The 12343-nt window shown below is 60.0% G+C and carries 10 protein-coding genes, 2 tRNA genes and 1 pseudogene; 11 read left to right on the plus strand and 2 right to left on the minus strand.

Annotated features, from left to right (window positions below; translation table 11 throughout):
- The first annotated feature begins 25 nt into the window (after window positions 1-25).
- From ACIN8IBEIGE_RS01115 to ACIN8IBEIGE_RS21090, 4 genes and pseudogenes are all read left to right on the plus strand, one after another.
- Window positions 26-1213, plus strand: coding sequence for an ATP phosphoribosyltransferase regulatory subunit (locus ACIN8IBEIGE_RS01115; protein WP_160013033.1), 1188 nt, complete (start codon window positions 26-28; stop codon window positions 1211-1213).
- A 64-nt stretch (window positions 1214-1277) separates the two neighbouring features.
- Window positions 1278-2573, plus strand: coding sequence for an adenylosuccinate synthase (locus ACIN8IBEIGE_RS01120; protein WP_160013034.1), 1296 nt, complete (start codon window positions 1278-1280; stop codon window positions 2571-2573).
- A gap of 1017 nt (window positions 2574-3590) precedes the next feature.
- Window positions 3591-3788 (plus strand): annotated as a pseudogene (locus tag ACIN8IBEIGE_RS21085) (HAMP domain-containing protein); the annotation flags it as partial.
- Entirely contained in the window at window positions 3762-4646 is an 885-nt protein-coding gene (locus ACIN8IBEIGE_RS21090) for a methyl-accepting chemotaxis protein (RefSeq protein ID WP_372239999.1), read from the plus strand. The pseudogene ACIN8IBEIGE_RS21085 and the gene ACIN8IBEIGE_RS21090, both read left to right, overlap by 27 nt.
- Window positions 4647-4754: 108 nt before the next feature.
- Here ACIN8IBEIGE_RS21090 and ACIN8IBEIGE_RS01130 read toward each other — a convergent pair.
- Together ACIN8IBEIGE_RS01130 and ACIN8IBEIGE_RS01135 are read right to left on the minus strand one after the other, a co-directional pair.
- A tRNA-Leu gene (locus tag ACIN8IBEIGE_RS01130) sits at window positions 4755-4841 on the minus strand.
- An 82-nt stretch (window positions 4842-4923) separates the two neighbouring features.
- Window positions 4924-5010, minus strand: a tRNA-Leu gene (locus ACIN8IBEIGE_RS01135).
- A gap of 202 nt (window positions 5011-5212) precedes the next feature.
- On the opposite strand from ACIN8IBEIGE_RS01135, the gene rnr reads away from it, so the two are divergent.
- From rnr to dnaB, 7 genes are all read left to right on the plus strand, one after another.
- Window positions 5213-7759, plus strand: coding sequence for a ribonuclease R (gene rnr / locus ACIN8IBEIGE_RS01140; RefSeq protein ID WP_160013036.1), 2547 nt, complete (start codon window positions 5213-5215; stop codon window positions 7757-7759).
- A complete protein-coding gene (rlmB, locus tag ACIN8IBEIGE_RS01145; protein ID WP_090376769.1) occupies window positions 7756-8508 on the plus strand; it encodes a 23S rRNA (guanosine(2251)-2'-O)-methyltransferase RlmB in 753 nt (250 codons plus the stop codon). Before rnr ends, rlmB begins: the two co-directional genes overlap by 4 nt.
- Before the next feature lie 243 nt (window positions 8509-8751).
- Window positions 8752-9174 carry a 30S ribosomal protein S6 gene (gene rpsF, locus ACIN8IBEIGE_RS01150; RefSeq protein WP_160013037.1) on the plus strand — a complete coding sequence of 141 codons (423 nt, stop codon included), beginning with the start codon at window positions 8752-8754 and terminating at the stop codon, window positions 9172-9174.
- Between the two features lie 28 nt (window positions 9175-9202).
- Complete coding sequence (gene rpsR, locus ACIN8IBEIGE_RS01155; RefSeq protein ID WP_069519637.1) at window positions 9203-9433, plus strand: 30S ribosomal protein S18; 231 nt, start codon at window positions 9203-9205, stop codon at window positions 9431-9433.
- Window positions 9434-9469: 36 nt separating this feature from the next.
- Window positions 9470-10342 (plus strand): hypothetical protein, encoded by an 873-nt coding sequence (locus ACIN8IBEIGE_RS01160; RefSeq protein ID WP_160013038.1) that lies wholly within the window; start codon window positions 9470-9472, stop codon window positions 10340-10342.
- A gap of 21 nt (window positions 10343-10363) precedes the next feature.
- Window positions 10364-10810: a 50S ribosomal protein L9 gene (gene rplI / locus ACIN8IBEIGE_RS01165; protein ID WP_090376762.1), complete on the plus strand. Its 447-nt coding sequence runs from the start codon at window positions 10364-10366 to the stop codon at window positions 10808-10810.
- A gap of 115 nt (window positions 10811-10925) precedes the next feature.
- Window positions 10926-12320 carry a replicative DNA helicase gene (dnaB, locus tag ACIN8IBEIGE_RS01170; protein WP_090376759.1) on the plus strand — a complete coding sequence of 465 codons (1395 nt, stop codon included), beginning with the start codon at window positions 10926-10928 and terminating at the stop codon, window positions 12318-12320.
- The last annotated feature ends 23 nt before the right edge of the window (window positions 12321-12343 follow it).

A 12343-nucleotide genomic window follows, 5' to 3' on the forward strand; every position in this document is an offset into this window, starting at 1 on the left:
CCCGGTTCAAGAGGGGAATGGCGAAATGGCAACGGTAGACCGCTGGCTGCTGCCAGATGGCATCGAAGAAGTACTGCCACCGTACGCAGGGCGTATTGAAGTGGCGCGCCGCCAGGTGCTGGATCTGTTCCAGCGCTGGGGCTATGAATTTGTGGTCACTCCGCATATCGAGTACCTGGAATCGCTGCTGACTGGCGCGGGCCAGGACCTGGATCTGCGCACCTTCAAGGTGACCGACCCGTTGTCCGGCCGGCAGATGGGCTTTCGCGCCGACATCACGCCGCAGGTGGCGCGCATCGATGCGCATACCCTGCGTCGCGAAGGGCCGAGCCGTCTGTGCTATGCCGGTAGCGTGGTGCATGCCCAGCCGCGTGCGCTGACCACCTCGCGCAGTCCGATCCAGCTGGGTGCCGAGCTGTATGGCGACGCCAGCCCGGCCAGTGATGTGGAAGTTATCAGCCTGCTGGTCAACACGCTTGAGCTGGCAGCGGTGCCGGATGTGCACATGGACCTTGGCCATGTCGGCATCTATCGTGGTCTGGCGCGTGCCGCCGAGCTGTCTGGTGAGGTCGAGCAGCAGTTGTTCGATGCGCTGCAGCGCAAGGCGATGGACGAGGTCGCAGAGCTGACCGAAACCCTGCCGGGTGACCTGCGCAAGATGCTGCGCGCACTCAGCGAGTTGTGCGGTGGTCGTGAAGTGCTGGATCTGGCTCAGGCTTGCCTGATCGATGCGCCGGACGATGTGCATGCGGCGCTGGATGACCTGATGGCGATTGCCGATGCGTTGAGCTTGCGCTACCCGGAATTACCGCTGTACTTCGATCTGGGCGAGCTGCGTGGTTATCACTACCACACCGGTGTGGTGTTCGCGGCCTTTGTCCCTGGCGTGGGTTATGCCATCGCCCAGGGCGGTCGTTATGACGATATCGGTGCCGATTTCGGTCGTGCGCGTCCGGCGACAGGCTTCTCCACCGATCTGAAAACCCTGGTAAGCCTGGGGCAGATGCAGCTGGGTGAAGAGCTCGCCGGTATCTGGGCGCCGGATAACCATGATGTGTTTTTGTGGCAGGCGATTGTGCGCTTGCGCCAGGACGGTCAGCGTGTGGTTCAGGCATTGCCTGGGCAGGTCGCAGCTGACGCCGAGGCGGCGGGCTGTGATCGTCAGTTGCTGTTGCGTGACGGTCGCTGGCAGCTGGCTGCGTTGACAGCCTGAGCGGTCGTGCGAAAAGTTTCCGTCGGCTATGGCCGGCATCAAGTTTGCGAAGAGGGTTAGCGTTATGGGTAAGAATGTCGTAGTCCTGGGTACCCAGTGGGGCGATGAAGGCAAGGGCAAGATCGTCGACCTGCTGACCGAACAGGCTGCAGCTGTTGTGCGTTATCAGGGTGGACACAATGCTGGCCACACCCTGGTGATCGACGGCGAAAAAACCGTTCTGCACCTGATCCCCTCCGGCATCCTGCGCGAAAACGTGCAGTGCCTGATCGGCAACGGCGTGGTGGTTGCGCCCGATGCGCTGATGCGTGAAATCACCAAGCTGGAAGAAAAGGGTGTGCCGGTACGTGAGCGTTTGCGTATCAGCCCCTCCTGCCCGCTGATCCTGCCATACCATGTGGCCCTCGATCAGGCCCGTGAGAAGGCTCGTGGCGATGCCAAGATCGGCACTACCGGTCGTGGCATTGGCCCGGCTTACGAAGACAAGGTGGCGCGCCGCGGTCTGCGCATTGGTGATCTGTTCCACCGTGAGCGTTTCGCTGCCAAGCTCGGCGAGCTGCTGGATTACCACAACTTCGTACTGGTCAATTACTACAAAGAACCGGCCATCGACTTCCAGAAGACGCTCGACGAGTGCATGGAATACGCCGAGCTGCTCAAGCCGATGATGACCGACGTGACCGCCGTGCTGCACGACATGCGTCGTGAGGGCAAGGACATCATGTTCGAAGGTGCTCAGGGTTCGCTGCTGGATATCGACCACGGTACCTACCCCTACGTCACCAGCTCCAACACCACGGCGGGCGGTATCGCTACGGGTTCCGGTTTTGGTCCGATGTACCTGGATTACATCCTCGGCATCACCAAGGCTTACACCACCCGCGTTGGTTCCGGTCCGTTCCCGACTGAGCTGTTCGACGAAACCGGCGCATTCCTGGCCAAGCGTGGCCATGAATTCGGCTCCACTACTGGTCGCGCGCGTCGTTGTGGTTGGTTTGATGCGGTGATCCTGCGTCGCGCCATCGAGATCAACAGCATCTCCGGTCTGTGCCTGACCAAGCTCGACGTCCTCGACGGCCTGGAAACCATCCGTATCTGTGTGGGTTACAAAGATCAGAACGGCGACGTGCTGGTTGATGCGCCGACTGATGCCGACAGCTACCTGGGGCTGCAGCCGGTTTACGAGGAGCTGCCAGGCTGGAGTGAGTCGACCTTGGGTGCGAAAACCTTGGAAGAGCTGCCAGCGGCTGCGCGTACTTACATCAAGCGTGTGGAGGAGTTGGTCGGCGCGCCGATTGATATCGTTTCCACTGGCCCGGACCGCAACGAAACTATTGTGTTGCGTCATCCGTTTGCCTGATAGTCACAGGCAGTGCACAGGGGGTCGCCAATTTGGCGGCCCTTTGTCGTTTCTGGTCCAGGTAAAAATATTCGAGCTAGCCTTTATAAATCAGCTTTCCCGCCGTTATAGGCATTACCGCTGTTAGGAGTGTCTGCCGTGTTTGCCATTATTTCCGTGCTGCGCAGTCGTTTGTTATTGCCGGTGTTTCTGGCGCTGGGCGTGGCCTTGTTGGTGCAGGTTGTCGTGGCGGTGGCGTTGACCCGTACCACGGTGGCGACGCTTGAGGCGGATTTGGCCAAAGGCATGCGGGCCGATACGGCGCGTCTGGTGGATGAGCTGGCCAAGGCCGGTGATGAGGTGCGCGGCGGGCTGGACAGCCTTTCTGCCAGTACCCAGGCGCAGTTGGCCAAGGGCCTTTCTGTGCGGTTAGCTGAGGAGCAGGCGCAGATTCGCGGTGTGTTGGATAGCAACCTCAAGCGTTCGGCGGACGAGTTGGCGCAGCTTTTATCGGCCGTTGCGCCGAAGGCGATTTGGGATGCCGATGTGCCGGCGCTGACCGAGTTGGTGCGTGGCGCGCATCGCAATCCGGCTGTGCTGTTTGCGGTGTACCTTGATGCGCAAGGCAAGCGCCTGACGCGTCACCTCAATCGACAGGATTCCCGTGTCCGTGCGCTGATGGCCAAGGGTGAGGGTGGTGGCGCGCTGGATAAGGTGCTGCAGGCTGCCGCCATTGATCCGGGCGTGTATATCGCCGAGGCGACGATCAGCCCAATGGGCTCGGATATCGGCAAGGTTCTATTGGGGGTTTCCACTGCGTCGGTGGATGAAGAGCTGGCGAAATTGGATCAGCGCTTCGTCAGCCTGATTGACAGTAGTGGGCAGTTGGTTTCCGACAGTTTGAGTGGCGCGGCCAGCAGCAGTGCCGACGCCCTGGCGGCGCGGTTGAGCGTTGCGCGGGAGGCGGCTGGCGGGATGGAGCAGAGCAGCCGTCAGGTGGTGCAGCAAGCCGCAGCCGGTTTGCGCTGGAACATCAGCATGGGGCTGGTGGTGGTCGCAGTGGTGATTCTGCTGGTATTGGCCCTGGTGCTGGGGCGACGAGTGGTCAGCAAGTTGCATACCTTGATTGCTGTTTTGAATGACTGGGCGGCGGGTGAGGGGGACCTGACTCGCCGGGTCGAGCTCAATAGTCGTGATGAGATTGGCGATATGGCAGCAGCGGTCAATCGCTTCGTTGCCAAGTTGCAGCCGATTGTGCGTGAGGCGGGTGAAGTGGCCTCGCTCACTGGGAAGGAGATTGGCAATCTGGCCGCACGCAGCGCGGCGGCTGAGTCTGCTGCTGAGCGTCAGCGTGATGAGGTGGCGGGCAGTCTGCAGGCGCTAGCGGAAATGGCGGGGGAGGCGCAGGCGGAAAGTCAGGCTATGCGCGAAGCCTTGCAGCGCGTCGGTGCGATTCGTCAGGCTGCGGATGACAATGCCGCGATTGCGCTGCGCGTGGGTGGCTCGATCGAGGAGTTGGTGCGGCGTGTGGAAACCGGTTCGGCAGTCATCGAGCGGTTGGCTAAGCAGAGCGAGCAGATTGAAGTGGTGCTGACGGTGATCCGCTCAATCGCCGAACAAACCAACCTGCTTGCCCTGAATGCGGCGATTGAGGCGGCGCGGGCGGGCGAAAGTGGTCGCGGTTTTGCTGTGGTGGCGGATGAAGTGCGCGCACTGGCCAGCAAGACGCAGCAGTCCACCGGCGATATTCAGACCCATATCGGTGCACTGCAACAGGGGGCGCGCGAGGCGGTTGAGGCAATTGGTCAGGCGGGCAAGCAGGCGGATCAGGGCTTGGCTGCGCTGCGTGAAAGTGCGCGGGTGCAAGAGTCGGTGCGCGAAGCGGTCGAGGAAGTGCATGGAGCAATCAACACGGCGACCGAGGCAGCGGCGCATCAGGCTGAGGGGGCGGATGCCGTGCGTGGGCGCGTCGAGGTCATTCATGTCGAGGCGCAGCGGGCGGCGGAGGCGGTAGCGGCAACTGCGAATAGTGGCCGCGTGCTGGATGGCTTGGCGAAGAAGCTCAAAGCCAGTCTGGGGCAGTTTCGCGTCTAGGGTGATAGCGAGCGCAGGGTGCTGCTCTGCGCGGGTTGCGCCCTTATGGTGGCTTGGTTGAAATTCAGGCAATAAAAAACCGAGCACTTGGCTCGGTTCTTTGAAATTTGGTGCCCAGGAGAAGACTCGAACTTCCACGACCTTGCGGCCACTGATACCTGAAACCAGCGCGTCTACCAATTCCGCCACCTGGGCACTGCAGTAATGTTCACCGTTGCCGGTACGGATCATTACGTCCGTATTTGCAAAGTAGGTTATCACGCTACCTTACGAAATTTGGTGCCCAGGAGAAGACTCGAACTTCCACGACCTTGCGGCCACTGATACCTGAAACCAGCGCGTCTACCAATTCCGCCACCTGGGCACTGAAACCAATGATTGCTCATCTGTTCCGTGTTACAACGTCTGCTCGACGCTGTGGGCGCGAACTATACGGTCGCCCTTTTACCTTGTAAAGCCCTGATGGTGAAAAATTATTGTCGCGTAATGCTGACCCAGAGGGCTTTTTCGCGCTTCAATAGGCACATGGCAAACCGACTCTATATAGAACAGGCGAACACTCTCTAATGGCCGATTGGCAATCCCTCGATCCTGAGGCCGCTCGTGAAGCGGAAAAATACGAAAACCCCATTCCAAGTCGTGAACTGATCCTCCAGCACCTGGACGAGCGTGGCTCTGCTGCGGCGCGTGAAGAGCTGGCTGAAGAGTTCGGCTTGATTAGCGATGAGCAGCTCGAAGCGCTGCGCCGCCGTCTGCGCGCCATGGAGCGTGACGGCCAGTTGATCTACACCCGGCGTGGCACTTATGCCCCGGTGGACAAACTTGACCTGATTCTCGGCCGCATCAGCGGTCACCGTGATGGCTTTGGCTTCCTGGTGCCGGATGACGGCAGCGATGACTTGTTCCTCAGTCCGGCGCAGATGCGTCTGGTATTCGACGGTGACCGTGCGTTGGTGCGTGTCTCCGGGCTGGATCGGCGTGGCCGGCGTGAAGGGGCGATCGTTGAGGTGATCTCGCGGGCTCACGAAACGATCGTTGGTCGCTACTACGAAGAAAGTGGTGTGGGCTTCGTGGTTGCCGACAATCCGAAGATCCAGCAGGAAGTGCTGGTCACCCCGGGCCGCAATGCCAATGCCAAGCAAGGCCAGTTCGTCGAGGTGAAGATCACCCACTGGCCGACCCCGCGCTTCCAGCCCCAGGGTGATGTGGTTGAGGTGGTGGGCAACTACATGGCTCCCGGCATGGAAATCGACGTTGCCCTGCGCAGTTACGATATTCCGCATGTCTGGCCGGAGGCGGTGATCAAGGAGGCGCGCAAGCTCAAGCCGGAAGTCGAGGAGAAGGACAAGGAGAAGCGCATTGATCTGCGCCATTTGCCCTTCGTCACCATTGATGGTGAAGACGCGCGCGACTTCGACGATGCGGTGTATTGCGAGAAAAACGGCAGCAACTGGCGGCTGTTTTCCGGCGGCTGGAAGCTCTATGTCGCCATCGCCGACGTTTCACATTATGTGAAGATCGATTCGGCGCTGGACGCCGAAGCCCAGGTTCGCGGCAACTCGGTGTACTTCCCTGAGCGGGTTATCCCGATGCTGCCGGAAGAGCTGTCCAACGGCCTGTGCTCGCTGAACCCGCATGTCGATCGTCTGGCCATGGTATGCGAGATCAGTATCTCGAAGACCGGTAAGATGACCGATTATCAGTTCTACGAGGCGGTTATCCATTCCCATGCGCGCCTGACCTACAACAAGGTCAGCGCCATGCTCGAGCTGCCGAAAAGCAGCGAAGGCAAGGCTCTGCGCGGTGAGTACAAAGAGGTTCTGCCGCATCTCAAGCAGCTGTACTCGCTGTATCAGGTATTGCTGGCGGCGCGTCATGAGCGTGGTGCTATCGACTTCGAGACCCAGGAAACCCGCATCATCTTCGGTGCTGGGCGCAAGATCGCAGAGATCCGCCCAACCCAGCGCAACGATGCACACAAGCTGATCGAAGAGTGCATGCTGGCCGCCAACGTAGCCACGGCTGCGTTTATGCAGAAGCATGAAATTCCAGCGCTGTATCGCGTGCACGACTGTCCGCCGCCGGAGCGTGTAGAGAAGCTCAAGGCCTTTCTCACCGAGCTGGGGCTGTCGCTGCACCGTGGCAAGTCGAAGGACGGTCCGTCGCCCAAGGACTACCAGCTGCTGCTGGAAAGTATCCGCGAACGTCCGGATTACCACCTGATTCAGACCGTGATGCTGCGCTCGCTCAGTCAGGCTGTGTACAGCGCGGATAATCAGGGCCACTTCGGTCTGAACTACGATGCGTATGCGCATTTCACTTCGCCGATTCGTCGCTACCCGGATCTGCTGATCCATCGGGCGATTCGCAGTGTGGTGCGTTCCAAGCTCGATACCCCGCACGTCAAGCGTGCCGGTGCGCAGAGCATGCCCAGGGCGCGCATCTACCCCTACGACGAGCCCGCCCTGGAGCAGCTTGGCGAGCAGTGTTCGATGTCCGAGCGGCGCGCCGATGAAGCAACCCGTGATGTGGTGAACTGGCTCAAATGCGAGTTTATGAAGGATCGCGTCGGCGAAACCTTCCCGGGTGTGATTACGGCTGTGACGGGGTTCGGGCTGTTCGTCGAGCTGAAAGACATCTACGTCGAAGGCCTGGTGCACGTCACCGCCTTGCCGGGCGATTACTACCACTTCGACCCCGTCCATCACCGCCTGGCGGGCGAGCGCAGTGGTCGCAGTTTCCGCCTGGGCGATAGCGTTGAGGTCAAGGTCATGCGCGTCGATCTGGACGAGCGCAAGATCGACTTCGAATTGGCTGAAGGCAAAACGGCTATGCCGGCCGGTCAGCGTCGTGGTGGTTTTGAGTCGGCGACAGGTAAAACAGGGCGTCGCGGCGAGCGCGCTGCGCCAGGTAATACCGATGTGGAAAAGAGCCGTGCGCTGAAAAAGTCGCTGCTCAGTGATTCGAAGAGCAAAACCGGCAAAGGCGCGGCAAAGAGTGGGTCGTCCAAACCAGTCAGCAAGTCGGGCAAGTCTGGGGCGCACCGCAAGGGCGCTCCGGCTGGTGGGCCGCCAGCGTCCGGCGGCGCGCGCAAGCGTAAGGCGAAGTCATGAGTCAGTTGGAAAAGATCTATGGCGTGCATGCCGTAGAGGCATTGCTGCGTCACCACCCTAAACGGGTCAAGCAGATTTGGCTGGCAGAAGGGCGTAATGACCCGCGGGTACAAGTGCTGCTGGCGCTGGCGGCGGATGCGCGGGTTGCTGTTGGTCAGTGTGAACGCCGCGAGATGGATGCCTGGGTTGAAGGGGTGCATCAGGGGGTGGTGGCTGATGTCAGTCCCAGTCAGGTGTGGGGCGAGGCGATGCTTGATGAGCTGCTCGATCGCACTGAGGGCGCGCCCTTGTTGCTGGTGCTCGACGGCGTGACCGATCCGCATAACCTCGGTGCTTGCCTGCGCACCGCGGATGCGGCTGGTGCGCTGGCGGTTATCGTGCCGAAGGACAAGTCCGCCACGCTCAATGCCACCGTGCGCAAGGTGGCCTGCGGCGCCGCCGAGGTGATCCCGCTGGTCGCGGTGACCAACCTGGCGCGCAGCCTTGAGAAACTTCAGCAGCGCGGGCTGTGGGTTGTTGGCACGGCCGGTGAGGCTGAGATGGAGTTGTACGAGCATGATCTGACCGGGCCGACCGTGCTGATCATGGGTGCCGAAGGCAAAGGCATGCGCCGGTTGACCCGTGAGCACTGCGATTACCTGGTCAAGTTGCCGATGGCGGGCAGTGTCAGCAGTCTCAATGTGTCGGTTGCCACCGGTGTGTGCCTGTTCGAGGCATTGCGTCAGCGCAAGGCTGTCAGCAAGAAGTGAGTGTGTGGCGGGCATCTGGTCGGTGCCCGCACTTGTTAAGCCTTCTCTTTCCGGGTGCCCGCTGCGGATTGTTCAAATAATCACCAGTTCGCCTTGCGCGTGGCAAGGGGCTTCACTAGAATGTCGCCCCTTGCCGCGACGGCAGGCGCTTTTGCGCCTTTCTGTTTCAGCAAGACAAACAAGTGAAATTCACTCCTTGCCTGACCGCATTTGGCGGCAGGCTACAACCCGTAAGGAGCATTTATGCGTCATTACGAAATCATCTTTCTGGTTCACCCGGACCAGAGCGAGCAAGTCGGCGGCATGGTTGAGCGTTACACCAAGCTGATCGAAGAAGACGGCGGCAAGATTCACCGCCTGGAAGATTGGGGCCGTCGTCAGCTGGCTTACGCCATCAACAACGTCCACAAAGCTCACTACGTGATGCTGAACGTTGAGTGCACTGGCAAAGCCCTGGCTGAGCTGGAAGACAACTTCCGTTACAACGATGCCGTGATCCGTAACCTGGTCATCCGTCGCGACGAGGCCGTTACTGACCAGTCCGAGATGCTCAAGGCCGAAGAAAACCGCAGTGAGCGCCGTGAGCGTCGTGACCGTCCTGAAAACGCCGATTCTGTTGATGGCGATGACAGCGACAACAACGACAGCGACAACGCTGACGAGTAATCCACGGATCTATTGAGGAGCCACTCTCATGGCACGTTTCTTCCGTCGTCGTAAATTCTGCCGTTTTACTGCAGAAGAAGTGAAAGAGATCGATTTCAAAGATCTCAACACGCTGAAAGCTTACATCTCGGAAACCGGCAAGATCGTTCCTAGCCGTATCACCGGTACTAAGGCTCGTTATCAGCGTCAGCTGGCTACCGCTATCAAGCGCGCCCGCTTCCTGGCCCTGCTGCCCTACACCGACAGCCACGGCCGTTGATATCGGGTTGCATCTGACAGCTGAGAGATAGATCGCATGCGTGCTTTGGCTGAGTTCATCATGCGCGGCCGCATGCAGGCCACCCTGGTGGTGGTCGGTTCGGCAATATTGCCGTTGTTGTTCTGGTTGACTGCCTCTGCGAGCGCTCTGGTGCTGCTGCGCAGGGGGTTGAATGATGCAGTTGGCATCCTGATCTGGGCGTGTTTGCCTGCCTTTGTCTGGTGGTATTTCGGTGATCCGGGTATCGCACTGACACTGGTTGGCACGCTGGTGATGGCGCAGGTCTTGCGCTCCACCTCGTCCTGGACCTGGGTGCTGGCGGTCAGTGTGGTTCTGGGTGTGATGTTTGCTTTTTTGCTGAGCGTCACCTCTCCCGAGCTTGTCGCGTCGCTTGCGGAAGCTTTCCGTGGTGCGTCCAAGCAGTTCTGGAGTGAGGCGAAATTGCCTGCTGAGCAACTGGCTGACATGCAGGCATCGCTGGTTCCGACCCTGACCGGGTTGCTCGCTTCGTCTTTCCAGGCGACGAGCATTCTCTGTCTGGTGTTGGCGCGATACTGGCAGGCCTCGTTGTACAACCCGGGTGGCTTCGGTAAAGAGTTTCGCGCCGTGCGCCTCCCGCCAGCACTTGCCATTGTGCTGCTGGTCGGAGTGCTGATGCCGCTGCAAGGTACCGATGTACCGATGCTGGCGACCATTTGCGCGGTGCCGTTGCTGGTTGCAGGACTAGCCCTGGGGCACGGTCTGATCGAAATGAAGGGGCTCTCGAGCTTCTGGAAAATCGGTCTGTATGTGGCGGTGTTACTGGGCGGTAATTTGATCTGTCTGCTGGCTGTTTTGGATGGCCTGTTCGATTTTCGTGGTCGCTTTGAGCGCAAACAAGGCTCTGGTCCCGCGAACGGTGAAGGTTAAAAGTTAAGAGGTTATTACCAAATGGAACTGATCCTGCTGGAAAAAATCGCCAACCTGGGCAACCTGGGCGATAAAGTGAATGTTAAGGCCGGTTACGGTCGTAACTTCCTGCTGCCGCAAGGCAAAGCCACTGCCGCTACTCCTGCAAACGTTGCTGCGTTTGAAGCGCGTCGCGCCGAGCTGGAAAAACTGGCTGCCGAGAAGAAAGCTTACGCTGAATCCCGCGCTGCTCAGTTGGCTGAACTGGAAGTCACCATCACCGCTACCGCGGGCGATGAAGGCAAACTGTTCGGCTCCATCGGTACTCACGACATCGCTGAAGCCCTGACCGCCTCCGGCGTTGAAGTGGCCAAGGCTGAAGTGCGTCTGCCGAACGGCACCATTCGTCAACTCGGCGAATACGACGTAGCCGTGCACCTGCACAGCGACGTTGAAGCAACCGTTAAGGTTGTTGTTGTAGCCGCCTAACTGGCTGCTCAACGGGCTTGCACTTGAGTGCAGGCTCGCTAACATCGGGCACGGCATTGCGAAAGCGATGCCGTGCCCTTTGTTTTTCCAACACAGAATTTCTTGCCCGAGCCTTATGAACGACATCAGCCTGCCCGAACAGTACGACCTGCAAACCTCCGCCCTGAAGGTGCCACCGCACTCGATCGAGGCGGAGCAAGCCGTACTGGGCGGCTTGATGCTCGACAACAACGCCTGGGAGCGGGTGCTCGATGCGGTGTCCGATGGCGACTTCTATCGGCATGACCACCGCCTGATTTTCCGTGCGATCTTCAAGCTGGCCGAGCGTAACCACCCCTTCGACGTGGTCACCGTGTCCGAACAGCTCGACCAGGAAGGCCAGCTGTCACAAGTCGGCGGCCTGGCCTACCTCGGCGAACTGGCGAAGAACACCCCATCGGTGGCCAACATCAAGGCCTATGCGCAGATCATTCGTGAGCGCGCCACGCTGCGCCAGTTGATCGGCATCAGCGGTGAAATCGCCGACAGCGCCTATATGCCACAGGGCCGTACCGGTGCCGAAATTCTCGACGAGGCCGAGCGCCTGATCTTCCAGATTGCCGAGGCGCGGCCGAAGACCGGTGGGCCGGTGGGGATCAACGATATCCTGGTCAAGGCCATCGATCGCATCGACACCCTGTTCAATGCCGGCGACGCCATCACCGGTCTGTCCACCGGCTTTACCGACCTGGACAACCTGACCAGCGGCCTGCAGCCGGCTGACCTGATCATCGTTGCCGGCCGACCCTCGATGGGTAAGACCACCTTCGCCATGAACCTGGTGGAAAACGCGCTGATGCGCAGCGACAAGGTGGTGATGGTGTACTCCCTGGAGATGCCTTCCGACTCCATCGTCATGCGTATGCTCGCCTCGCTAGGGCGCATTGACCAGACCAAGGTGCGTGCCGGTCGCCTGGACGACGACGATTGGCCGCGCCTGACCAGCGCGGTCAACCTGCTCAATGACCGCAAGCTGTTTATCGACGACACCGCCGGTATCTCGCCTTCGGAGATGCGCGCACGTACTCGTCGTCTGGCGCGGGAGCACGGCGAGATCGGCCTGATCATGGTCGACTACCTGCAGCTGATGCAGATTCCCGGCTCCAGCGGCGACAGCCGAGTCAACGAGATTTCCGAAATCTCCCGCTCGCTTAAGGCTCTGGCCAAGGAATTCAACTGCCCGGTGATTGCCCTGTCGCAGCTTAACCGTGGCCTGGAACAGCGCCCGAACAAGCGCCCGATCAACTCCGACTTGCGTGAGTCGGGTGCGATTGAGCAGGACGCCGACATCATCATGTTCGTTTACCGCGACGAGGTGTATCACCCCGAGACCGAGTACAAGGGCGTGGCCGAAGTCATTATCGGCAAGCAGCGTAACGGCCCGCTGGGTACGGCGCGGCTGGCGTTTCTCGGTAAGTTTTCGCGCTTTGAGAACCTTGCGCCGGGTAGCTATCAGTTCGAAGACGAGTGATCTGACACGCGGGCTTCAGGCGT

The sequence above is a fragment of the Pseudomonas sp. 8BK genome (genome assembly GCF_902506475.1).
GTDB classification, from domain to species: Bacteria; Pseudomonadota; Gammaproteobacteria; order Pseudomonadales; family Pseudomonadaceae; genus Aquipseudomonas; species Aquipseudomonas anguilliseptica.